Source organism: Bacillus sp. NMTD17 (assembly GCF_002998735.1).
Lineage (GTDB): Bacteria > Bacillota > Bacilli > Bacillales > Bacillaceae > Bacillus.
On sequence record NZ_PVRH01000006.1, the window covers coordinates 170,480 to 197,114 of the forward strand.

Genomic DNA, 26,635 nt, shown 5'->3' on the forward strand with positions numbered 1-26,635 from the left:
TGAACATTCGTGAGCACCGGAGCACAGGACTGACAAGGAATGAGGGTTTGTCTAGACGCTGAAAGCCCCGCCAATGAGCGGGGCTCCCTCTTATTCTTCTTCAGCGTACTTTTTCTTACGTCTGAACTTGCTTAAAATTTCATACACGATTGGGACGATGACCAATGTGAGAAGTGTAGAACTTGTTAAACCGCCGATCACGGTCACGCCAAGTCCTTTTGATACGATCTGGCTTCCGCCTTCAAATCCTAATGCGAGTGGCAGCAGTGCACCGATCGTCGCAAGTGCAGTCATTAAGATTGGACGTAATCTTATTGTACCTGCTTCAAGTAAAGCTTCTCTTGTTGAAAGACCTTCTTTTTCTTTATGAATGACGCGGTCAATCAGCACAATGGCATTTGTCACAACGATCCCGATCAGCATGAGCAATCCAATCATGGCGTTTAAGCTGATGGTTTCTTTTGCTAAAAACAATCCAACGAGTGCGCCAATAATCGTAAATGGAAGGGAGAACAGAATCGCAAATGGTGCAAGACCTCCGCCAAATGTGATGACGAGAACGAGGTACACAATGGCAATCGCTGCAAGCATTGCAAGTCCAAGCTGTGTAAAGGATTCCTCAATATCCGCACTTACGCCGCCTGTGTCAATCGTTACGCCAGACTTCACATCAAGCTTGTCGACTTTCTTCTGAACATCCTGTGTCACACTTGAGACGTTGTCTGTTGTCATGTCACCAGACACTTCTGCGTAGATTTTTCCATCACGTTTTGTCACCGTATTTGCTGTCGTACCATCTTTTACTTTTACGACATCACCAATCCGGACTTCTTGTCCTGTTGGTGTTGTGATCTTTTTATTTTCTAAATCTTTTTTGCTCTTATATTCGTCTTTTTCGGTTTGAAGCTTCACATCAAGTTCTTTGCCGTCCTCTGTGACTTTCGTCAGTGTTGTTTCACTATTTTGAGGAGCAATCGCTTGAGCGATTTGTGAAGCAGTTAGACCCAGCTTCGCCAGTTTTTCTTGATCTGCATTAAACGTATATTCGTCATATTTCTCAGATAAGCTTGTGCTGACATTTTTCAGGTTTTTCTCATCTTTTAAGATGTTCTCGACATCTTTTACTGTGCCTTCAATATCGCTTACTTTGTCACCGTAGACATAGTACGTTACTGTATTGCTTGCACCAGCAGATGAGAAGTCTTGTGATTTCCATTCCCCTTTAGACGTTTTATCCTGCAGGGCTTTGACCACTTTATCTTTTTCTTTATCAAAGTTTGGCGTGTCTTCATCATATTGTACGAAGAATAACGCACCGTTAGAGTTGCCGCCTACACTTGCTGTAAGCGCATTTGAAGATCCAAGTGAATATTGAACAGTATTGACATGGTCACGTTTGATCAAATATTCTTCTGCTTTTTTCGTTTCATCGATTGCTTGTTCTCTCGTTTGTCCAGGTTCAGGTGTATATGTTACCATCGCCGTCTTATCTGCTTGCTGTGGTAAGAAGCTGACACCGACAAGTGGTGCTAAGAATAAGCTTCCAACAAGCATAAGAATGGCAATTCCTGATGTGATCCATTTATGGTTCAGTGTCCAATTGAGTACACGTCTATAACCGCCAGCAAGCTTGCTTGGTTTATGCTCTTTTACCTTTTTCGCTGTGCCGTACAGGTTCTTTTTAAATAGACTGTGTGCCATCATTGGAACAATCGTAATGGCGACAAGCAGTGAAGCAAGTAAAGCAAACACAATCGTTAGGGCAAATGGGATGAATAGTTCACCAATCATTCCACCTACTAATGCTAACGGTAAGAATACCGCAATGGTCACAATTGTCGAAGACATGATCGGGATAAACATTTCTTTTGTGGCTTCTCTGACGAGTGCTTTGCCTTTTAACGGTTCATCCTTTAACGCCATTCGTCGATAGATATTTTCTATGACCACAATCGAGTCATCGACCACACGTCCAATGGCGACGGTCATGGCACCAAGTGTCATGATATTTAATGTAATATCAAGCTGATTTAATAATAAAACAGCAATCAACAGAGATAACGGAATGGAGATGACCGAAATTAATGTTGATTTGATATCTCGAAGGAACAACATAATGATAATGATCGCAAAGATTGCTCCGATGATTGCCTTGTTTAGCATTGTGCTGACAGACTCTTTAATCGGCTCTGCTTGATCATATGTCGTGCTTACTTTGATTCCTTTGTTGTCTTTTTTGAATTTCTCAAGCTCTTTTGTCACTTCTTCTGCCACACTCACGGTATTGGCATCAGAGCCTTTGACAATTTGCAGACCGATGCTGTCTTTTCCATTCGTTCTAGAGATCGATTCTGCATCTTTTACTACTTTAATATCCGCAATTTCAGAAAGCTTGATCGTCGGCAGCTCTACAGTTTGACCGCTTGCTGCTCCTCCACCAGTTTGCTGCTGAGCTGCTGCTTGCTGCTGACTAGCATTTCCAGCCTGCTGCTCTGCACCTTGCGCACCTGGGTTTTCAGCGCCGCTGGATGGTGCTCCAGCTCCAGCGCTTCCCGCACCGCCGCTTGCACTTGGTGTGACAGGGATTCGCATGTTTTTCAAATCTTTGACGCTTAAAATATTGCCGTCCACGACAACTGATTTTTGTTTGTTGCCGAATGTGTATAGACCTAATGGTACGTTGACATCAGAGCCTTTGATCATGTTTTGGACGGTTTCTTCATCTAAACCGTATTCTTTCAATTTCTTTTGTTTAAAAGAAAATTCTACTTCTTTGATTTGCTGTCCTGAAGCTTCGACAGAAGAGACACCGTTTAATCCTTCAAGAGAAGGAACAAGGTCGTTTTCTACTTTCTGTGTAAGGTCTTCTAGTGATTCTTTATCACCAGAGACGCTGAGTGCTAAGATTGGAATCGCGTTGATGCTAAAGCGTGCAATTTTTGGTTTTTCTGCATTTTCCGGAAAATTGATATTGCTAATCGCATCTTCAATTTCCTTCTTTGCTTCATCCATGTCTTTGTTATAGTCGTACTCGACTTGAATAGATGAGGCATTTTCAAATGAATTGGATGTGACCACATTGACTCCGTTGAGGTTTTGAATAGACTTCTCAATTGGGTCGGTCACCTTATCTGATACTTCGTCCGGCGTTGCGCCAGGATACGTTGTAGAAACCGTAATGACTGGAGTGTTGATATTCGGGATTGATTCTTGTTTCATATTCAATCCGGCATATAGACCAGCAACTGTTACGATAATCGTCATGAGCCATACAGCGAACTTATTCTTTAATACAAAATTGATGATCGAATTCATTATGTCCTCCATTTTCCTTTATGTATTGACTGACTGGTCATTCTATATCATAATAAACGGTGATATACAATGCCGTCAACCATTTCACTTGCGTTTGACGTAACATTCTAAAGCTGAAGGGGCCTTATTTCATGAACGAAAAAAAAGAAAAAATCATTAAAGCAAGCATCCAGTTGTTTGCGAAAAAGGGTTTTTCTTCTACGACCATTCAGGAAATTGCAGATGAGTGCGGAATATCAAAAGGCGCATTTTATTTACATTTCAAATCAAAAGAACAGCTTTTCAATCGAGCCTTTGAATATTATATCGACACTTCTATGCAAAGTATTGAAACGATTCGAAAAGAGAATCAGCATCTCGCGCCGAGAAAGATCTTCCAGAAACAAATCGCTGAACAGTTTCAGCATTTTGCTGAGAACAAGGATTTTATCATTTTGATCCTCAGCGAGAACATTATTCCAGAAAACCAGCAAATTAAAAAGTATTCAAAAACAGTGAAAAAGCAAATGAATGATGAAATTCAAATTTCCATCTTGACCACTTATGGACAGGAGATCGAGCCATATATAACTGACCTGTCAGTCATGATTCAAGGAATCATCCAATCGTATGTGCAGGTCCTGCTTTTACAAGATCAGATGCAATTATCATTTGATGAGCTCTCTTCCTTTATACTCGAACGATTCGATGATTTGGTCCAAGGCTTGCTTCGTTCTCAGACGAAACCGATCCTGAAGCAGACCATTTGGGACGATGAAGCGCCGAGTGCTGCTTCCCTTCAAGAGGAGTTTCGTTTGTTAAAGCTTGAGCATCTGCTTTCTGATGATACCCTTGTATCCATTGAAGTCATTGAAGAAGAACTGGTGAAAACTGAGCCTCGTAAGCCAGTCATTCAAGGGATGCTGACGAATTTAGAAAAGTGTGAGGACCCTGCTGTCTTAAAAGTAGTGGAACAATTGAAGCTGTTTCTTCAATAATATTACGTGCTGTTTTTCCGGTTAGTTCACCTTTATCCCCCTTCGAATGTGCACTTTCGCTTATACTTCATTATAAGAAAAGAATCTCCGAATTGATATACGGCGGTGGTCTGAATCTATGATAAGACCCTGTCCTCTCAAGCAAAAAAACCGCCTCTTCTCATGAGGCGGTTTTTGCTATTTAGCGTTTTTTGATTTCTTCTAGGAGAATCTTGTTGACCATCGGCGGGTTTGCTTGTCCCTTCGATGCTTTCATGATTTGTCCGACTAAGAAACCAATCGCGCGGTCTTTTCCATTTTTAAAGTCTTCGATGGATTGCGGGTTGTTATCAAGTGCTTCTGTGACAAGTTTGAGCAGTGCACCTTCGTCAGAAATTTGGACAAGTCCTTTTTCTTTGACGATTGTTTCTGCGTCTCCTCCATTTTCAATGAGCTCTTTGAATACCTTTTTGGCAATCTTAGAAGAAATCGTTCCTTTTTCGATGAGATTGATCATACCAGCCAGGCCTTGCGGCGTTAGCTTAGTATCTTCCAGCTCTTTTTGAGCTGAGTTTAAGTAGGCAGATACTTCACCCATCAGCCAGTTTGAAGCTTGCTTCGCTTCTGCACCTTCTGAAATGGTTGCTTCAAAGAAATCAGACATTTCTTTTGTCAGCGTCAGCACCATGGCATCATATGCAGGAAGTCCAAGCTCATCGATGTAGCGTTTGCGGCGCTCGTCTGGAAGCTCTGGAATGGATGCTCTTACGCGTTCTTTCCACTCGTCATCAATGTACAGCTCCACCAAATCTGGTTCTGGGAAGTAGCGGTAATCATCTGAGCCCTCTTTGACACGCATAAGGATCGTCTTTTTAGACGCTTCGTCATAGCGGCGCGTTTCCTGTTCGATCAAGCCACCAGATAGCAATACTTGCTCTTGGCGTTTCTCTTCGAATTCAAGACCTTTTTGTACGAAAGCAAACGAGTTCAAGTTCTTGAGCTCTGTTTTCGTTCCAAACTCTTCACGGCCGATCGGACGAAGTGAAATATTGGCATCACAGCGAAGTGAGCCTTCTTCCATCTTACAGTCAGAAACGCCTGTATATTGAATAATGGATTTTAGTTTTTCTAAGTACGCATACGCTTCTTCTGGAGTGCGAATGTCTGGCTCAGATACGATTTCAACAAGCGGTGTGCCTTGACGGTTGAAATCGACTAGTGAATATCCGTCGCCTGTGTGCGTCAGTTTACCTGCATCCTCTTCCAAATGGAGACGCGTAATACCGATTCGTTTTGTTTTGCCTTCTACTTCAATTTCAATCCAGCCGTTTTCACCGATCGGTTTATCAAATTGAGAGATTTGATACGCCTTTGGGTTATCAGGATAGAAGTAGTTTTTACGGTCAAATTTTGTATCTGTTGCGATCTCACAGTTCAGCGCCATGGCCGCTTTCATCGCAAAGTTTACCGCTTCTTTGTTCAATACAGGCAGTACGCCAGGATATCCAAGGTCAATGACACTTGTTTGCGTGTTGGCAGCTGCACCAAAAGGTGTCGGCGAGCTGGAGAAAATTTTCGATTGTGTTTTTAGCTCAACGTGGACTTCAAGTCCAATTACCGTTTCAAAGTTCATTCTGATTCACCCCTTACAGTTCAGGTTTTGCTTTATGATGATCTGTTGCTTGCTCGAAAGCGTGAGCCACGCGGTAAACCGTTCCTTCATCAAAGTGCTTGCCGATGATTTGCAGTCCTAACGGAAGACCATTTGCAAATCCACAAGGCACACTGATTCCTGGAACGCCTGCAAGATTCACAGGGATCGTTAAAATATCGTTCGCGTACATAGTCAGTGGATCGCTTGTCTTTTCTCCAATGTTAAATGCAGGAGTTGGCGTTGTTGGCCCTACAATGACATCATACTTTTCAAAAACATCTTCGAAGTCTTTTTTGATCAATGTACGGACTTTTTGTGCTTTCTTATAGTATGCATCATAATATCCTGAGCTAAGAGCGAATGTCCCAAGCATGATGCGGCGTTTCACTTCGTTTCCAAAGCCTTCTGAACGTGTATTTTTATATAAATCAATCAGGTTGTCGGCATGATCTGTACGGTAGCCATAGCGGATGCCGTCAAAGCGCGCAAGGTTCGCAGATGCTTCTGAAGAAGACAGTAAGTAGTAAGTCGCAAGCGCATATTTAGAATGCGGCAGAGACACTTCTTCCCATGTTGCACCAAGTCCTTCTAATACTTTTAACGCTTTGAGAACAGACTCTTTTGCTTCCTCGCCAACACCTTCTCCAAGGTATTCTTTTGGCACTGCAATTTTCATGCCTTTGATGTCTCCAGTTAATGAAGAAAGAAAATCTGGCACGTCGACATTTGCACTCGTTGCGTCCATTTGATCGACACCAGCAATCGCTTGAAGTACGTATGCGTTGTCCTCTACGTTACGCGTAATCGGCCCAATTTGATCTAATGATGAAGCAAATGCGATTAAACCGTATCTAGATACACGGCCATATGTCGGCTTCAGTCCCACAACTCCGCAGAATGATGCCGGCTGGCGAATCGAACCGCCTGTATCTGATCCAAGTGAGAATGGTACTTCACCTGCTGCAACAGAAGCTGCTGAGCCACCACTTGATCCACCTGGAACAGTGTTTAAATTCCACGGGTTTTTCGTTGCTTTGTAGCCTGAGTTCTCTGTAGAAGATCCCATCGCAAATTCGTCCATATTTAATTTACCGATTGTGACTGCTTCCGCATCTCTCAGACGATTGACAACCGTTGCATCATAAATAGGATCAAAGTTTTGCAGGATTTTACTAGATGCTGTTGTACGTAAATCCTTTGTGACGATGTTATCTTTCACACCGATTGGCATACCGAACAATAGACCAAGCTCGTCCTTTTCACCAACTGCCTCGTCCAATTCCTTTGCATACGCACGAGCTTTCTCTTCGTCCAGTGCAAGGAATGCTTGTACTTTCCCGTCTACTTCATTGATTCGTTTATAAGACTCATCCACTAAATCAGAAACAGACAGTTCCTTTTTATGTAAAAGCTCTTTTAATTCAGAAATTTTGTGATCAAACAGTGACATGTCTCAGGCCTCCTTTAGTCCAAAATTGATGGCACACGAATATAGCCGTCTTTATGATCAGGCGCGTTTTTGATGACTGCCTCAATGGAAAGACCTTTATTCGGAACATCTTCTCTCATGACGTTTTTCATTTTTAATACGTGTGTTGTTGGTTCAACGTTTTCCGTATCTACCTCGTTTAACTGCTCTGCAAATGAAATGATGCTATCAAGCTGTTCAGTAAACATTTCAGCTTCTTCTTCTGTGATTGCAAGCCGTGCCAAATGCGCCACGTGCTTTACTTCTTCTATTGAAATTCTAGACATGCAGGTTCACCTCCAAAAATGATACGTGTTCATGGTCATGATCATAAGTCATATACACTTTATCATATCAAATTTTACTGTTCTAAAGCAACTTTGCGGAGGCTTGAGAAGGTAGCCATTCACCCAATCCCCCTTTAAAACCAGAAAGTATGAAAATGATTTGTATCAGGAATTGATTATTTCTCAGAAAATTTTTTCTTTTAAATATTATTGGTAACGCTTACATATGGATTCTCATCAATAATTCACGCATTTTTTTATGTAAGAAGGAGGTTTAAGAAGGTTGATCAGTCGGGAATACTCTGATAGGTTAAGTAACCATAGCAGTGAGCAGACAGCTATATCAGATGTTCTGTGTTTTATATTTTGAATGAGGTGATGTCAAATTAATACGAAAAAGGTGATATGGAAACATGAGTATTGAGATTGGAATTTCTCTATCTATTTATTTTATTGGAATGCTGGCCATTGGCTGGTATGCATTTAGAAAAACAAATGACTTGAATGATTATATGTTAGGCGGACGCGGGCTGGGTCCTTACGTGACAGCTCTATCTGCTGGTGCTTCAGATATGAGCGGCTGGATGCTTATGGGACTTCCAGGCGCGATGTATACAACAGGACTTTCGTCAGGATGGCTTGCTGTTGGTTTGATTAGTGGAGCTTACTTGAATTATCTATTCTTAGCTCCTCGCTTACGATCGTATACAGAGGTTGCTGATGACGCGATCACCATTCCAGACTTTTTTGACAAACGATTTAAAGATTCTTCTACTTTATTAAAAGCTGTCTCAGCTGTCATTATTATGATTTTCTTTACACTGTACACCTCATCAGGTATGGTATCTGGCGGACGTTTATTCGAATCTGCGTTTGGTGCGAATTATATGTTTGGTTTAATTTTAACCTCTAGTATCGTGATCCTATACACTTTATTCGGCGGCTTTTTGGCAGTTAGTTTAACTGATTTTGTTCAAGGGGCCATTATGTTTTTAGCATTAGTGCTCGTGCCGATCGTTGCCTTTACTCAATTAGGTGGTCCAATTGCCACGTATCAAGATATACAACAAATTGATCCAAAATTGCTTGATATATTCAGAGGAACGAGCGTCATTGGCATTATTTCCTTCTTAGCATGGGGGCTTGGTTACTTTGGACAGCCGCACATCATTGTTCGATTTATGGCCATTACGACCGTAAAAGATTTAAAGCCAGCACGTCGTATCGGTATGAGCTGGATGATTGTGTCTGTCATTGGTTCACTGTCTGTTGGATTAGTCGGTGTAGCTTATGTACATGAGACTAGTACCACTTTAGCAGACCCAGAAACCATCTTTATTGTGTTTTCTAAGGTGTTATTCCATCCGTATATTACTGGATTTTTACTCTCTGCCATTTTAGCTGCGATTATGAGTTCGATTTCTTCACAGCTGCTCGTGACTGCAAGTGCAATGACAGAGGATTTATACCGGACCTTCTTTAGAAGGAAAGCGTCAGACAAAGAACTGGTGATGATTGGACGTATGTCTGTACTAGTCGTTGCCATTATCGCGCTTTGTCTTTCACTTAATCCAAGTGATACCATTCTTGACCTTGTTGGTTATGCTTGGGCAGGCTTTGGATCTTCATTTGGTCCAGTTATCCTTCTATGCCTATATTGGAAGCGTATGAATCATCACGGTGCACTAGCAGGAATGGTTGTGGGAGCAGTTGTTGTCTTAACGTGGATCTCAACTGGCTTGAATAATACAACTGGCTTGTACGAAATGGTTCCCGGATTTATTTTGAGTGGTTTGACTGCCATCATTGTCAGCCTCTTGACCAATAAACCATCTAAAGCTTCTAAGAAGCTTTTTACCAAAATGGAAAATCATCTTGAAGAAGAAACAAAATAAAGAACATGAAGGGTCATCTGCCTTATGCGGATGACTCTCTTTTTAAAAATAAAAAGCTTTTCTTTCTTCCGATTCTGAATAAAATAAGAGTTGTGCAGCCATATGGGCTGTGAGAAGATCATATACATGATGTGAAACGTACATGAAGTGAAGGAGCGATACGCATGTTTTGGACAATTGAATGGGATACGGTCTTAAAATTAGCCGTGGCCACCTTAATCGGTTTGATTATCGGGCTTGAACGAGAGCTGAAGAAAAAGCCCCTCGGCTTAAAAACGTGTATTGTCATTGCTGTCAGCTCCTGCGTATTAACCATCATCAGCATTGATGCAGCCTACAATTTCCCTCGAGTCTCTAAGCTTCAAATGGACCCACTCAGGTTACCGGCGCAAATTATATCTGGTGTTGGTTTTATTGGAGCAGGTGTGATTCTGCGAAAAAGCAATGATGTCATCTCAGGTCTCACGACTTCTGCGATGATCTGGGGAGCAGCAGGACTTGGGGTTGCAACAGGTGCAGGATTTTATAAAGAAGCCTTCCTCAGTCTTTTCTTTATTCTGATCAGTGTCGAATTTCTACCATGGCTCTTCCAGCGGATCGGGCCGATTCGCTTACAGGAAAAAGAAATCCGCATCAGAATGTCTCTTTCTGATCGAAACCGCATGACGGATATTTTAAAAGAAATGAAAGCCCTCAATATTCGCATTCATTCTGTTCGAATTGATGATTTAACAGAAAAGAACTACCCGATTATGGAAGTACGCGTACGCGTGCATAAAGATCGCTATACAACCGATGTGTACTTTGATATTAAAGATCTAGAAGGCGTCGTTGGCGTGAAGTGTGATACGGTATAAAAGGTGGTGAGATAAAAGTCTCATCGCCTTTTTTTATGGGAAAAGGGTTGAACCATCGCCTTCATTCAAATAAAATACAAATTATGAAATAAATGATAAAAGGAGATTTTTCATGGGTTCTATGGATCGTAAAAATCGTATTTTTCTTATGAGTGGGATTCTAGCGGTACTCGTATTAGCTGTTCTATTAACCTCACATGATGTCACTCCCGTATCAACAAATGCGGCAGACAAGAAACAAACGAAAACACCAAAAAATATTATTTTTATCGTTGGCGATGGAATGGGGATGCCCGTGATCAAAGCCTACCGCACATTCAAGCAGGAAAAGCTTGGTTCTACAAAAGCACAAACCGTCTGGGACCCGTATTTAGTCGGGATGCAGACCACACATCCAGATGATCCTCGAGATAATATTACCGACTCAGCAGCCGCAGCCACGGCCATGGCGACTGGGAAAAAGACATACAATGATGCCATCGCCGTCAACCAAGAAAAAGAACCTCTTAGAAGTGTCGTTGAAGCAGCAAAGGAAGCACAAATGAAAACAGCCTTTGTTGTCTCATCTGACATCACCGATGCAACACCTGCCGCTTTTGGCACACATAACGTCTCCCGAAAAAACAAAGAACAAATTGCAGACCACTTTTTTGATGAGAAAATAGGCGGAGAGCACAAAGTTGATATCCTTCTAGGTGGCGGAATGCAATATTTTGACCGAAAAGACCGTAATCTTGTGCAAGAATTTAAGAAGAGCGGGTATTCCATTCTGCGATCAAAAGATGATTTAACCTCTCAATCATCTTCGAAAATGCTCGGCTTATTCCAGGAGGACGAGCTGGATCGAGCCATTGATCGTCCAAAGCATGTGCCTACTTTAAAAGACATGACGCAGGCAGCATTAACCCAATTAAATCAAGACAACCTGCATGGATTTTTTATGCTGCTTGAAGGCAGTACCATTGATTCTGCTGGACATGAAAATGATGTGGTCGGCGCAATGAGTGAGATGGAGGATTTTGAGAAAGCAGTTCATGCGGCTCTTCAATTCGCTAAAAAGGATCAAGAAACCCTCGTCGTCATCACAGCAGATCATGCGACTGGAGGATTTTCCTTTGGCGCAGATGGTATGACAAGTGAGACCGGCTATAAATGGGACCCAGCACCCATTCTAGCTGCTAAGAAAACGCCTGTGTATATGGCAAAGAAAATCGCAGGGGGTCAATCTGTACGTGATGTCCTTCACACCAATATTGATTTCGCGCTCACAAAAGAGGAAATCTCACAGGTAGAGAAAGCGGCACAATCAGGGAAGGCCAGTACGATCCAACTCAGCATTCAACATATCTTTGATCAGCGTTCTTTCTCAGGCTGGACAACCTTTGCCCATACAGGTGAGGATGTCCCTGTCTATGCATATGGACCTGGTAAAGCAGCATTTCAAGGCTGGATCGATAATACAAAGCAAGGAAAGAACCTGTTTCACATTATTGAATCACCGTCCACCTATCGCCCATAAAAAATAACCCCCGCCTCATCATATAGGCGGGGATTTTCATTTTAAGATTGACTTAGTTTTGTAAAGTCAAACGTCGTAATCGGTGCTGCTTGCTCAATGTCGGAGCGGAAGCCAGCGAGCATGGCCTTCTCTTCTTCTCCAATGGTGGCCAAATCAAATGCTTGATGCAGCAAGCCATAGATCAGCATGTGTCGTAAGCGAAGGAAGTCAGGAATGTAGGCAAGCCATTCATCCCCAAGTTCATTCTCTTCACGATAGCCTTTAAGGAATTGCTTCATAAAGTTTCCTGCAAAAGCAGCTTTGTCTTCGTATGGAATGACTGGGTACCACAAGACATTGTATAGCAAAATGCTGATGTCATTTATAAACCAGTTGTACCCGATATCATCGAAATCAAAGGTCGTAATTTTCCCTTGATCCCAGTGGAAGTTTCCGTGATGAAGATCCGCATGAACCAATCCGTACGTATCCTGATTTTTCGGAAGCTTTGCCAGCTTTTCCATCAACCGATCCGCTTGTTCAAACACAAGAGTCTGATCGGCTGGGACATACTTACGCAGTTTAAGCTGCTCCTCTTCATCCCACTCTTGTCTTTTATAACGTGGGTCTGACAGCTGATAGCTTTTTGTCAGTTTATGCATGCGCCCTGTGTACTGTCCAAGGGCATAAAATAATTCATCGTTCCAGTCTGCCTCTTCCACTTTATGGCCTGATGCTTTTTCATAGACTCGAAGCAAAAATGAACCGCCTTGCCCATCGTCTACTTGCTCGATATCACGGCCATTTAATGAAGCAATTGGTTTCGCAACCGAAAGTCCGCCCTTCGCTAAGTGATGGAGCCATTCCATTTCACCTAAAATATAATCAGGTGATCTGCGGATGGTATGGGTAATTTTTAAAATGAAAGACTCTCCGTCTTTTTTAAGTTCATACACATAGTTTTCTGCATCTGCGATAAAGTGGATGTCACTTCGCTGGACTCCGTATAAATGAGTGGCCTCATCTAAAATTTTTGATTCTTCATATATGGCTTTTACATCTTTATGCATGCTGATTCTCCCTCTTCATATATTTTGCTAATTCTCGAATGGTGTGTTTTTCAGCAAAATTCAAATCATCAACATACCAACCCTTCTTTTCAATCTCTACTTCCATTTTGACAGCAAGTAAAGAATTTCCTCCTAAATCGAAAAAGTCGTTGTCAATTCCTACTTTTTCCACATGAAGAATGTCACACCAAATATCAAAAAGCAATGCCTCGCGTTCATTGGTTGGCTGTGCGTAAAGTCCATGATCTTGTGTCAGTTCCGTCTTTAATAATGCACGAAGACCTTCTTGATCATGTACCTTAAGGGCTTTTACATAACCGCTGTGCAGCGTTTGATCTGGTTGAACCGTTTCCCATGTATAACCTTTAGAAGCTGAATGACTTGCTGCCTCCACCCTTTGACCCTCTATTTCTTCTGCCGAGTGCTGACGAGGTGACAGGTGGTCGACGATCTGAATGTGATTGCTCAGTGAATCGATTTCTTCCACTTGTATACGATATGTTTGCTGCCCCTCAACCTCCTGCATCTGGTGCTCTTGCATAAATGACTTGAACAGCTCATTACGTCCAGTCGATGCAAATGTAAATTCAATGGAAGAAAGCTGGTGCTGACGGCTGTATTCAGCGAGCCATGTCAGACATTTTTGCTCAATCCCTTTCCCTAGAGCACGGCAGCTTAGCATCCATGCATCAATTTTCAAGGTGCCGTCTGCATGATGAGCCAAGATAGCCCCTACAATCCCTTCATGACTGAAGCGATCCGCTGCTTCAATGACCCAGCCCTGGACATGCTCATTTTCCATCCGCTCTCTCAGCTGCTGTTCATCAAAGCGCTGATCATTTAAGCGGAATTGGTTAATACGGCTGCTCATTTGCGCCACGCGGGCAAGGTGCTCTTCTCCCCACTCTGTTACACTCATGGTCAAATTTAAATCTTGTAAAAATTGCTCCATTGACGGCGACTCTGCTTTCTCTTTTTGACGAGCCTTTTCAGCCTTGTAGCTCGTTGTTCGTCCTCTATCTTCATCTGTGACATCATAGCGGTCGAATGCCCAAGCATGCTGGGCGAATAATGGAATCGCTTTTTCATTGGCAGGTAACAGCAGCGTCATTACTTCAGGCAGCTCTTCATTCATACGCAAGCACTGAGCTGGATCATCGTCTAAGAAAATAAACTGAGATAATGAAAGGTTCAGAGAATCTGCCATCTCTTTTAGATGTGCCGGTTTACTTTCCCAATTGATGCGCCAGTCGACGATATCGTCTTTTTGCAAGATCATATCTGGGTGGTTTTCAAACACGCGCCACACATCTTCTTCATTGTTCCTGCTGCTTAAGACAAGCAGGAGCCCCTCTTGCTGCTTTTGTTTTAAAAAGCGCTGAAGCATTTGATGTTCTGGCGTAATGTCGATGCCTTCCACACCGTCTTCTGAAACGACACCTCTCCAAAGCGTATGATCACAGTCAATGGCCGCTACCTTAAATGGTGCACCTTGCCATGCAATGATCTCGCGTGCGACTTTTGTACCGATAGCTCCACAAAAGACTTCAGTGAATGGGAGGTGTGCGGCTTGCTCTCCTTTTTCATCAAAGATGTCATCCATCTGATATTGCTGAGCAAGCTGACGACAATCGATCAACTGAACACCGCCTATCTCAGATAACTGAGCAATCCACTCTTGTTCCACGTCTTGCAGGGTGTCTTTAAGAGCAGCACTTATCGGCAGAATCCCAACAAAATATAGGTTATGTTTCGTTTTTGATTTCAGAACGTTAGCAAGTTCTTCAGCATGCTCTGAAGCCAGTTTTTTCTTTTCTTCCAGTGAGAGATGAGCGGGACCAGTGATATCCTCTAAACGAATGAGCAGAAGATTCGCACCGTTTTTCTTCTGTGAGATAAGGCTGCGCTCATTTAGTAATTCCTGATAAACCTGCCCATATGGTGCAAATTGAACATCGAGCTGCACATCAAACTGCTTGGTCCAGTACTGAATATAAGGTGCGACTGGATCTGCTGTAAATGTCGAGCTGACTGTCAGTACGAGCGGTGCTTTTTCCTCTGCGCGCTCCCTTTTTTCTTTTGCTGCTTGTTCTTCTTCCTGTGAAAGAACAGCGAAATCCTTGAGCAGTTGATCAGGTGTTTGAACAGCCTGTTCGACCAAGTGCTGGAAGTGGTTGACGAAAGCTTGCATCGTCTCATGTTTAAACAGAGCTAGATTGTATTGAAGCACGCACTTTAACTCGCCCGTTACCTCTCTGACAACATCCATTTTCATATCGAGTTTGGAAATTCCCTTTGCAAACTCATGAGTTTCAAATGTCAGTCCATCGGCTTCAATTTTAATATTCGGATCGTACTCATTATGATAGATGAGCATCGTATCAAAGAATGGATTGCGATGCGGTCTTGTTTTTGGATTCAGATGCTCAACCATTTGGTCAAATGGGTACTCTTGATGGTCATACGCATCCAGCAGTACTTGCTTTGTCTGCGCCAATTGCTCTGTAAAGGTTGCTTCTTGTACCATGTCTAGTTTAATTGGCAGGAAGTTCGTAAACATGCCAATTGTATGCTCGATATCTGCATGACGTCGTCCAGCCACAAGTGAACCGACAATCAATTCCTCCTGATCCGCATAACGTGAGAGCAGCAGCCCATATAGCTGGAACAAGATGACGTTATTTGTCAGTTGATACCGTTCAGCGAGCTGTTCAATTTTCTCAACGATGTGCGGTTCAATATTAAATTTAATCGCTCTTCCTAAGAAGGATTGTTCCTTCCGTTCAAAATCATATGGCATTGTCAAAGTTGGCACATTTGAGCCAATTTGCTGCTTCCAATAATCCTGCTGCTTTTGAAACATCTCGCTGCGGAAATATTTGTCTTGCCATTCTGCATAATCTTTATATTGAACGGTCAGTTCCGGCAAGGTTTCCCCTCGATAGAGCTCAGTAAATTCTTTAATAAAGATGTTCATGCTCGCTCCATCCGCCACAATATTATGCATATCGACTAATAAGAGATGATCATGTGCTGCGATTTTCACAAAACGCACACGGATCAATGGTGCAGCCTTTAAGTCAAATGGACGAATGAATTCATCGATTTGTGCTTCTAATCCTTCTTCATCAGCCTCTGTCATTTCAACAGCAAAGTGGAAATCATCATGGACCCGCTGAACCGGTTCTCCATCTTTTAATTCAAAGGTCGTTCGCAATGTTTCATGACGATCAATTAATTGCTTGAAGGTCTGCTCAAAGCGCTCGACGTCAATTTCACCTTTACATCTTAGTGCCATCGGCATGTTGTATGAGGTCACTTGACCAATACGCTGATGAATGAGGAATGTCCGTCTTTGAGCAGCAGATAATGGATACGTGTCTTTCTTTTCCACTGGTTCAATCTTGAAATATTGATGCTTCTCTGCCTTTTCGATGAATGCTTGGAGCTTTTCAATCGTCGGATTGTTGAACATGTCTGTGAGCGTAAGTTCTACACCAAACTCTTTGTGAATTTGAGAAATCAGACCGGTCGCATTTAACGAATGTCCGCCAAGCTCAAAGAAGTGGTCGTCTCTTTCCACCTTTTCAATTCCTAAAATGTCTTTCCACATCCGCTGTAACGTTGCCTCAATATCATTCGCTGCGGCGGAATGGACTTGATTGTTTTTTTCTATTCCCTGTGCCTTGTTTTCCTTCGGCACCACCATTTGCACACCTGAGGATGAAGATAATGCGGATGTATCTACCTTTTCAATCCAATATCTTTGTCGTTCAAATGGATAGGTCGGCAAGGATACTTTTTGATTTGATGTCTGATTTCGCCATTTTGTCCAGTCAACCGGCACCCCTTGAAGCCAGATGTCACCAAGCCTGCCCAGCAGGTAGCGGTCGTCTGCTGCCTCTTCTTTCGGGTGACGCATCAATGGAATCGGCTGCTGATGGTGTTCCTTTGAGGCTTGGCGAATAAAGGCACTTAACGTATTCCCCGGCCCGACTTCAACGAAAATAGGATCAAGCTCCGTTAATAATGTCTCCGCTCCATCACGGAAACGGACCGCTTGCCGCAAGTGATCAGCCCAATATGCCGGGTCTTGCACTGCTTCATGGTCAATCCACGTACCTGTGACGTTAGAAATATACGGGATAGACGGTGCATTCAATTGATACTCAGCTACCTTTTCTTTGAATGATGGCAGGATGTCATCCATCATTTTAGAATGGAAGGCATGTGAGGTGTGAAGCTTTCTACACCCATGTCCAGCAGCCTCCAGCTTCTCAGCAAGTGCATCAATGGCTGCGGTCTCCCCTGACACTACACATAACTCAGGACCATTTACTGCTGCAAGTGAAAGATCATCTGTTAAATATGGCAGCACGTTCTGTTCACTCAAAGGAACGCTCAGCATAGAGCCTTTTGAAAGCTTGCTAATGAGCTGTCCGCGATAAGACACAAGATCTACGGCATCTTCAACAGATAGTAAACCAGATACGGCAGCAGCTGTGTATTCTCCAATACTGTGGCCGATCAGTGCCTGCGGTTTGACGCCAAAATGAATCAGCAATTTAGCCAAAGCGTATTCCACACTAAACAGAAGCGGCTGCGTATATTCTGTTTGGTTGATCAGCTGAGGATCATCACTTGCTTCTGTTGAGAATAAAATGCTGAATGGGTCAACTGAGATATGCTGTTTGAATTGATTCAAGCATTGATCCAGCGCTTCCTTAAAGACTGGATATTTGTCATAAAGCTGACGCCCCATGTCTACATACTGAGATCCTTGACCTGGGAAAAGAAAGACGACTGGCCGGCTCGATGTTTGGGAGCTTGCCGTCTTGACCACCTCTTTTGACCTTTGATTCAGCGCCTGTAACATGTCAGCCGTGTTACTTCCAAGAATGACACGTTTATGCGGGAAATGATGGCGCCCTGTTTGCAGCGTATAGGCAACGTCACTTAGACGAACATGCTGCTGATGCTGAAGTAAATAGTCCGCAAGGCGATCGGTCATTTTCTCAAGAGCTGCTGGTGTTTTGGCAGATAATAAAAGGAGTTCACTATCCTCAGGGCTATCTGCGGCGACACGTGTAGCAGGTGCTTCTTCTAAAATGACATGAGCATTTGTTCCACCAATCCCAAATGAGCTTACACCTGCACGGCGAGGAGATTCATGCTTGCTCCATGGCGTCAAGTCTGTGTTTACAACGAAAGGCGAATTGGCAAATTCAATTTTTTCATTCGGCGTTTCAAAATGAATCGTCGGCGGAATCACTTGATGCTTTAAGCTTAAAACGGTTTTAATAAAGCCGGCGACACCTGACGCATCATTCAAATGACCAACATTTGATTTGACAGAACCAATGCGGCAAAAGCCTTTTTTATCTGTATCAAACGCTTGCTTGAGCGCTTCAATTTCGATCGGATCTCCGAGGGTTGTTCCGGTTCCATGTGCTTCAATGTACGAAATGGTTTCAGGTTCCACCTCAGCCATTCGAAGTGCTGTTTTAATCGCTGATAATTGACCTTTCGTACTCGGCGCTGTATATCCTACTTTTCTATTTCCGTCATTATTAATAGATGATCCTTTAATGACAGCATAAATGTGATCGCCGTCTTCAATGGCATCCTCTAAATTTTTTAAAATAACGGCTCCTGCACCATCACCAAAAACGGTTCCATCGGCCTTGTTATCAAAGACGCGGCAATGTCCGTCAGATGAATGGATCATGCCTTCTTGATAAAGATAGCCCGATTTTTGCGGCAGGCGAATGGACACGCCGCCTGCAACAGCCATATGACAGTCACCGCTTAATAAAGCCTGAACGGCTAAATGAATCGACACCATTGAGGTCGAGCAGGCGGTTTGCACCACCATACTCGGTCCCTTCAGATTTAATTTATATGAAATCATCGTCGCTAAATAATCACGCATATTCAGAACGGCAGCTTCCAGTGTTTTCGAATCCTCACCTTGAGCCGCCCCTTGAAGTGCTCTCATGACCCATTCTGTATTGATTCCTGCACCTGTATAAAGACCAATTTGCCCTTTATATTCAAACGGATCGTACCCAGCGTCTTCAAGCGCCGTCCACACACATTCATGAAACAGTCTGAACTGCGGATCCATCATAGCCGCTTCCTTTGGTGTATAGTCAAAGAAATCCGCATCAAATAAATCAACATCATCTAGCATCCCTTTTGCTTTAACAAAACGGGGGTTTTTCAATAAGGCTTCATCTGTACCTTCACGCCGTAATTCTTCCTCTGTAAAAAAAGAGATGGTTTCTTTTCCCTTTTTCAGATTCTCCCAGTACTCTTCTACATTTTTGGCCCCTGGAAAACGACCTGCAAGACCGATAACAGCAATTTCTGCGCCATGATAGTGATTCGTTGTATCATTCATTCTCGATTCCGCCTCTCAATCTTTTATTCCGTTGCTGTTTAAAACGAGCTCTTCGATCACCTGAAGTGACGACGGCTAGTTCTTCTTCCATCGCTTCTTCCTGCGAGTCCTCAGAAGGCTGGATATATTTCGCAAGCTCAGCAACAGATGGGTACGTAAACAAGGTCACAACCGCTTCATTTGTTTGAAGTGCTTGATTTAACCGATTGGTGACTTGAACAATATCCAGCGAGCTTGCGCCGAGATCAAAGAAATTGTCGTGAATGCCCACTTGTTCCATGCCCATAAAATCCTGCCAAACTTGACAGATCGCTTTTTCAGTTTCATTTCGAGGAGCCACATATGGATTGCCGAGCTCTGGTCTTTCGTGCTTAGACACCTCATATGAATCCTCATTCTCTGCTGCCTTCGGCTCTAGTGACAGCCATTGATCCATTCGTTCTTCAAGATTTCCCGTGGACACGAGCATGTGTCGATTCTGCCGGTTAGACAGAACATACTGGAACAGCTCAGCACCCTCTTCTGGTAATATCGCAAGCTCATTTATCGATTCACCAATTGTGGATTCTAGCTCACCCCAGAAATTCCACGCATCCCAGTTCACACACATCCACGGGGTTTGACTATGTTGATTAAGTCTAGCTGCAAATGCATCCATATATAAGTTAGCCGCTGAGTAAGCGGAGAATCCTAAGCCCCCAAGCAATGCACTAATGGAAGAAAAGAGAAGACAAAAATCTGCTTGTTCTTGTTCCAGCAGCTGCTCTAGCACATCGAGCCCTTTCACCTTTGATTGGAATTGATCCTCTCCCTGCGCCAGTGTAGAAGGGATATCTTTGATTGCACGGAAGGATGTACTTCCTGGTAATCCTGCCGCATGGAATACACCATGAACGCCGCCATGCTTTTTGCGAATGGCATCAAATACACGTTTCATCTGATCCAGATCTCCTGCATTCGCCTGCACCGCTTCTACTGTTGCACCTAATCGTTCGAGCTCAAGCACCTTCTCAATTCTCGTACGCTGCGCTTCATCGGCATTTACTTGGTGAACGTATGACGCCCATTCATCTCTCGGCGGCAATGCCGTTCTTCCAGTTAAATAAAGATGTACATTTCCTTCCTTCGCCAGCATCTTTGATAGAACAAATCCGATGCCGCCTAAACCTCCTGTGATCAGATACACACCATTTGGCCTGATCATCTTCGGAAGTCCATCTTCTTTTTGCAGCGGCAAACGTTTGTAGCTCTGCACCCAGCGTTGACGATTGCGATACGCCACAAGCTGGTCCTTTCCAGGCTGCATGATTTCCTGCACAATAAGATCGACAAGTACTTGTTCCTTCCAAGACATGACTTCTGGCACATCTTCCACATCGATATTCCAGCATTTGATATGATGGTATTCCTGTGAAATCACTTTACACGGTCCAAGCATTGCACTTTTCTCTGCACATATCGTCTCATTGCCTGTGACTGGCTGAATTCCGCTAGTGATCGTAAACAGACGGCATTCTCGAATATTTTTTTGGGCAGCAATCGCTTGAGATAAGAAAATTAAGCTGTAATAGCCTTTTTCAATGTGCGCCTGAAAAGCGGATTGACGATTCGAGTTGTCATCTTCTTTCGCAGCTTCCCATAAATGCAGAATCCGATGGATATTGACACCTCTATTAGACAATGAATCTAGCATGTTACGGTAGTGCTGGCCTTCTGCCGGATTGATCGTAAACGACTGATCTTGCTCTTGATAAGCTTCACCCTTTGTGACAGAAATGACCTTGATACCTTGTTGCTTAAATGAATGGGTAAACAGTTCATGAAAAGCATCCTGTTCCCTGAAAATGAGCCACGTTTGTTCTTCTGTTTCTTTTTCGAAAACAGGTTTTAGCGGCTGCTGCTCCCATGAAGGCAGGTAGAACCATTCTTCCATCTCTTTCTTCTTCGTTTCCTTAGGAACGGATAGCTGCGGAGAAGCCGGCTTTCCTGCTTCAATCCAATATCGTTTCCGTTCGAATGGATAGGTCGGCAGCGATACGAGCTGACGTTCCTCTTGATTTGGTTGTTGCTGCGCTTTGACCTCGTAGCCGCCTGCCCATAGCTCTCCTATTCTTTTTAAGAAATATGCATGGTCATCCGCTTGTTCTCTTGCATGCCTCACCATATTCAGAACATCATGATGAGACTCTTTGTTATCATGACGTTTCGCTAATGCCGTCAAGCTGTTTCCAGGTCCAACTTCAATGAGCGCTCGTACTTCATCGGTTAACAGCTGAGATAGACCTTCATGAAAACGAACGGTTCCACGCAGGTGGCTCGTCCAATAAGATGCTGTCATCACCTCTTCACTTGTTGCCCAGGTGCCTGTCACATTCGATATAAACGGAATCGTCGGCTCATGCAATTCTACTTTCTCTACGAATTGTTGAAACGCCTCAAGCATCGGCTCCATCATATAGGAATGAAAGGCATGAGAAGTATGGAGCTGTCTTGTGACAATTCCTTTGTCTTGCAGTTTCTTTTCAAATGCAGTGATATGCTCTTCTCTTCCAGAAACGACACAAAGGTCTTTTGCATTGACAGCAGCAACAGAAAGCGATTCATCAATCATCGAAGTCAGCTCTGCCTCAGGTAATTGCACACTAAGCATGGCGCCTTTTTCCATGTCTTGCATCAATCTTCCTCTTGCCATCACGAGTGTTAATGCAGACTCCAGAGAAAAGACCCCTGACAAGCAAGCGGCAACGTATTCGCCGATACTGTGTCCAATCATTGATTCTGGCTCAACACCGCTATGCTGAAGCAATTTGGCTAATGCATACTCAAATATAAAGAGAAGCGGCTGAGCATTTGACGTTTTTGTGATGTCTTCGTTCGTTTCATTCTTGGAAAAAACAATGCCCTTTAAATCAACTTGCTCCGTTTCCATTACATATTTAAAGCATCTATCTACTTCCCATTTGAACACTGGCTCTGCATCGTATAATCCGCGCATCATACCAGCATACTGAGCGCCTTGACCCGAAAACATAAAGGTCGCTTTACGCCATTTTTTGCTTCGGAACACACTCGTTTCAAGCTGGTTCTGCTGCATCCATTCATCAGCAGACGCGAGCACGATGGCTTTTCGGTATGGAAATTGCTTTCTGCCATACCGCAATGTATAAGCAATATCTTCAAGCGGAACTTGAGGGTGCTGGATCACATACTGCTTTAATTGCTCTGTCATTTTCGCTAAAGCAGTATCCGTTTTTGCTGATAAGACGAGCAGCTGCTTTTGGTTAGAAGCTGGTTTTTGCTTCGCCTGTATGCCCTCTTCTATGATCATATGGGCGTTCGTTCCACCGATACCGAAAGAGCTAACCCCCGCTCTTCTCGGGCCATCTGCTTCCTTCCAATACAACGCCTTTTGATTCACATAAAACGGTGTATCTTTGAAAGGGATCTCCTGATTGGGTGATTCATAATGAATGGTTGGCGGGATCGTTTTATGCTGGAGGGCCAAAATGGCTTTAAACAGACCTGCAATCCCTGCCGCACTATTTAAGTGGCCGACATTACTTTTCACAGAACCGATCGGAATCGTCAGCGGATCTGTCCCTTTGAACACTTGACTAAGGGCAGATACCTCAATTGGATCTCCCATTTTTGTCCCCGTACCATGTGCTTCTACATAACCAATGGATGCGGGATCGATACCTGATTTTTCATACGTTTCTTTTAAAACCTCTGCCTGTCCTTCCACACTCGGAGCGGTAAAACCAGCTTTTCGGCTGCCATCATTGTTCACACCAACCCCTTTGATGACCGCATGAATCGGGTTGCCGTCTCTCATCGCATCTTCATAACGTTTTAGCAGAACAATCCCCGCTCCATCTCCGAAAATGGTTCCGCTCGCCTCTTGGTCAAACGGACGGCAATGTCCATCTTTTGATTGAATCATCCCATCTTGATAGATGTAGCCGATATTTTCTGGAGAACTGACCGTCACACCGCCAGCCAGTGCTGCATCACATTCTTGATTCAATAATGCTTGACAAGCCATGCCAATGTTGACAAGTGAGGTCGAACAAGCTGTCTGCATGGTCACGCTAGGCCCGTGTAAATTCAATTTATAAGAAAGCTGCGTACTAAAGAATTCACGATCATTTAACAGCATTGCGCTGAATTGCTCGGTTGCTTCCATTTGATGTGCAAAGCGCGTCAGCCACTCATGATTTGGACTCGTTCCTGTATAAACGCCAATTTTCCCTGCCATTCGATCAGGGTCACAGCCAGCATCCTCCAGCGCTTCCCAAGCACATTCATGCAAGAGCCTGAACTGCGGATCCATGAGCTCTGCCTCTCTAGCAGAATAGTTGAAGAAGTCTGCATCAAAGCCTTCGATCTCTTGTAAACGGCCTTTTGCTCCAATGAAATTCGGATGCTGATAGACAGACGCATCCAGCCCTGCTTTCTTGAGTTCTTCTTCTGTGAAAAAGTGAATCATTTCCTCGCCATTCACAAGACGCTGCCAAAAGTCTTCTAGCGACGAAGCCCCTGGGAATCTTCCTGCCATTCCGACAATCGCAATATCCGTATGCTCCTGGGACATGTTCTTTATTGGGAGAGAAGCAGATGTTTGATCACGTTCCATCTGTTCTTCAAACAAATATTCAGCAAGGCTTGCCACTGTAGCAAACCGATACAATTGAACAGTGTCAATTTGTTGATCCATTCGCTCAGATATTTTCGCTGCAAGCTGAGATATATCAAGTGATGTCGCACCAAATTCAAAAAATGGCGATTCATCATCTATTTGATCAAATCCAAAATGAGTTTGAACAATGTCGTAAATATCTTTTTGTAAAGAAGCGAGCGAAGTAAAAACACGCTTTACATCCTGCGGCTTTTGTGGCTCAATGGCTGCCATCGTATTTGTTTGTGCAGAAAAATCGGTTTTATGAAATGGATACCCAGGTAGCGGAATGCGCTGCCTGTTCTTCTCCTCTGTTAAAGGAAAGGATAAGCCGACCCCCATTTCCCAAAGAACACCGGCGATTTGAAGAATGTCTCCATCAAGTGGTTCGATTGATTTTTCTGCTCCCTTTTCAACCACAATGCTTTGTTTTATTGAAAGATCAATGATCAAGGCTGTTGATTCTTGCTCAATCAAAGGCGGTTTTACAGGCTGATCCATATCAAGAAAACGCTTTGCAGACGATGGGTGGAAAGTGGTTAGTTCCTCCCCGGTTTGCTGCATGTAAACAGGCTGTTGGAGTGTTCTCTGAGGCAGGGAAGCCAGCCTTTGATTAACCGTCTCGGTGTCATGAAGGTCGTACACAATTGATGCTGCGTCTCTTAGCTCAAGCCCGCCTGCTGCATATAAAGCTGTCCAGACTCCGCTGCCTTCTCCAATCCAACCATCTGGTTCAATTCCGAGTGACCTTAGCTCGTTGGCAAAAGCCGATGTCATGATCAGCATAGCCACTTCTGATTGTCTGCTTTGTTTGGAATGGAACAGCTCGTCTTTTTTGATAGGTACCGCAGATTGGACGAGGCTCATTAATCGATCCACTTCTGTTTTGAAAGAATGATCTTTCTCATACAGCTTGATGTAATCACGTAAACCTGACTCATGATACCCCGTCAGCCTCATGCTGATCCGTTTATAAAGAAGACTTTCTCTCCCTGCTGTATCTTGCACTTGCAGTTGCTCTAATAATTCATCCCGCGACGAACAGACAAACGTTTTTCGATATTTGAAGGCTTTTCTTCCACTTTGTAAGGTGTAAGCTGCTTGGCCAAGTGAGAGTTCATGATGTGAGGAGACATATTCCTTCAAGTTTTTTGTCATGTTCTTCATATCATGCGTTGATCTAGCTGAAAGCACAATTAATTCTTTGGACGAGGCCGTGCCGTTTGCTTTTCTCGGCTTCGCCTCTTCTAAGATGACATGAGCATTTGCTCCCCCTATACCAAAGGCACTGACTCCAGCTCTCCTTGGCAAATGAGACGTCTTCCACTCCGCTTTGTCTGTCCCAACATAAAATGGCGTTTGATCAAACGGAATACGGTGATTCGGCTTGTCAAAGTGCGGCATCGGGGCAAATTGACGATGATGCAGCATCATGACTGTTTTGATAAAACCAGCCACGCCGCTTGCAGCATCTAAATGCCCAATATTGGCTTTGACTGATCCAATCCGGCAATAGCCTTGTTGATCTGTTTGAAAAGCACGGGTAAGCGCCTCAATCTCAATCGGATCTCCAACAGGCGTACCCGTTCCGTGTGCTTCGATATAAGAAATCGTCTCTGGTTCTGTCTCAGCCATTTCTAACGCAGATTCAATGACACTTGCCTGTCCACTCACACTTGGGGCTGTATAGCCGACTTTATTGCTTCCATCATTGTTCGTTGCAGATCCTTTTACGACGGCATAAATAAAATCTCCGTCTTCTATCGCATCTTTCAATCGTTTTAGCGCAACCACGCCTGCACCTTCACCAAAAATGGTTCCTTTTGCTTTTTCATCAAACGGACGGCAATGGCCATCAGGAGAGTAAATCATTCCTTCTTGGTATTGATAGCCTATGATTTGCGGCTGATGGAGTGTGACACCTCCTGCTAACGCAAGGTCGCATTCACCTCCGATTAATCCTTGACAGGCCATATGAATAGCAACAAGCGACGTGGAGCAAGCCGTTTGTACCGATACGCTTGGACCTTTTAGATTTAATTTATAAGCAATCCGAGAAGCAAAGGACGGGTCATTGAGATGCATGATTTGAAATACATCTTCGTTCTTTTCAAGTGACGACATATGCTGCCCCATCCACGATAGATTGCTAGATGCCCCGGCATAAAGACCAATTAATCCTTCGTATTGCTCAGGCTCATAGCCTGCGTCCTCTAGCGCATGCCATGTGCATTCATGCATCAATCGAATTTGCGGGTCCATAATGGATGCCTCTCGCGGAGAGTAGCCAAAAAAGTCTGCATCAAATGATGATGCATTTTGTAAAAATGGTTTTGCCTTCACATAATCAGAACGCTTTAGCAGCGTCTCATCTACACCCGCTGCCTTTAATTCTTCATCAGTGAAAAACGTAACGGATTCTTTCCCTTGCGATACATTTTCCCAAAACGTTTGCACATTCGGTGCTCCGGGAAACGTACCTGCTAATCCTACAACTGCAATTTCAAGTCCAGATTCGGTCCATTGCTCTTGATCAGACATACGCTGCATTTCT

Annotated in this window: 11 protein-coding genes; 4 read left to right on the plus strand and 7 right to left on the minus strand. The window is 43.6% G+C overall.

Translation table 11 applies throughout. The features are described from left to right. Positions 1–90: 90 nt before the first annotated feature. A complete protein-coding gene (locus C6347_RS16965) occupies positions 91–3,315 on the minus strand; it encodes an efflux RND transporter permease subunit (RefSeq protein WP_106071885.1) in 3,225 nt (1,074 codons plus the stop codon). A gap of 131 nt (positions 3,316–3,446) precedes the next feature. Here C6347_RS16965 and C6347_RS16970 point away from each other — a divergent pair, with 131 nt between their 5' ends. Next, complete coding sequence (locus C6347_RS16970) at positions 3,447–4,292, plus strand: TetR/AcrR family transcriptional regulator (protein ID WP_106071886.1); 846 nt, start codon at positions 3,447–3,449, stop codon at positions 4,290–4,292. 181 nt (positions 4,293–4,473) lie between these two features. On the opposite strand, the gene gatB is transcribed toward C6347_RS16970, so the two are convergent. From gatB to gatC, 3 genes are read right to left on the minus strand one after another with little or no spacing between them, the layout of a single operon-like run. Then, positions 4,474–5,904: an Asp-tRNA(Asn)/Glu-tRNA(Gln) amidotransferase subunit GatB gene (gene gatB, locus C6347_RS16975; RefSeq protein WP_003214292.1), complete on the minus strand. Its 1,431-nt coding sequence runs from the start codon at positions 5,902–5,904 to the stop codon at positions 4,474–4,476. A 13-nt stretch (positions 5,905–5,917) separates the two neighbouring features. Further along, entirely contained in the window at positions 5,918–7,375 is a 1,458-nt protein-coding gene (gene gatA / locus C6347_RS16980) for an Asp-tRNA(Asn)/Glu-tRNA(Gln) amidotransferase subunit GatA (protein ID WP_060595712.1), read from the minus strand. Positions 7,376–7,389: 14 nt separating this feature from the next. Continuing rightward, the gene (gene gatC, locus C6347_RS16985; RefSeq protein WP_003213898.1) at positions 7,390–7,680 is read right to left on the minus strand and encodes an Asp-tRNA(Asn)/Glu-tRNA(Gln) amidotransferase subunit GatC; all 291 of its coding nucleotides are present in this window, start codon (positions 7,678–7,680) and stop codon (positions 7,390–7,392) included. 413 nt (positions 7,681–8,093) lie between these two features. On the opposite strand from gatC, the gene putP reads away from it, so the two are divergent. The 3 genes from putP to C6347_RS17000 all read left to right on the plus strand — a co-directional run bounded on the left by putP (position 8,094) and on the right by C6347_RS17000 (position 11,951). Beyond that, positions 8,094–9,575 carry a sodium/proline symporter PutP gene (gene putP / locus C6347_RS16990; protein ID WP_012009183.1) on the plus strand — a complete coding sequence of 494 codons (1,482 nt, stop codon included), beginning with the start codon at positions 8,094–8,096 and terminating at the stop codon, positions 9,573–9,575. A 164-nt stretch (positions 9,576–9,739) separates the two neighbouring features. Further along, positions 9,740–10,432 (plus strand): MgtC/SapB family protein, encoded by a 693-nt coding sequence (locus tag C6347_RS16995; protein ID WP_034664661.1) that lies wholly within the window; start codon positions 9,740–9,742, stop codon positions 10,430–10,432. 112 nt (positions 10,433–10,544) lie between these two features. Then, on the plus strand, positions 10,545–11,951 hold the full coding sequence (locus tag C6347_RS17000) for an alkaline phosphatase (RefSeq protein ID WP_106031380.1): 1,407 nt from the start codon (positions 10,545–10,547) through the stop codon (positions 11,949–11,951). A 41-nt stretch (positions 11,952–11,992) separates the two neighbouring features. Here the strand turns inward: C6347_RS17000 and C6347_RS17005 are convergent, their stop codons facing one another. The 3 genes from C6347_RS17005 to C6347_RS17015 are packed head-to-tail and all read right to left on the minus strand — an operon-like array spanning position 11,993 to position 26,622. After that, entirely contained in the window at positions 11,993–13,000 is a 1,008-nt protein-coding gene (locus C6347_RS17005) for a phosphotransferase enzyme family protein (protein WP_060595710.1), read from the minus strand. After that, positions 12,993–19,403: a type I polyketide synthase gene (locus C6347_RS17010; protein ID WP_106071887.1), complete on the minus strand. Its 6,411-nt coding sequence runs from the start codon at positions 19,401–19,403 to the stop codon at positions 12,993–12,995. Before C6347_RS17010 ends, C6347_RS17005 begins: the two co-directional genes overlap by 8 nt. Beyond that, positions 19,396–26,622 (minus strand): type I polyketide synthase, encoded by a 7,227-nt coding sequence (locus C6347_RS17015; RefSeq protein WP_258182082.1) that lies wholly within the window; start codon positions 26,620–26,622, stop codon positions 19,396–19,398. The genes C6347_RS17010 and C6347_RS17015 overlap by 8 nt, the downstream gene beginning before the upstream one ends. Between the last annotated feature and the right edge of the window lie 13 nt (positions 26,623–26,635).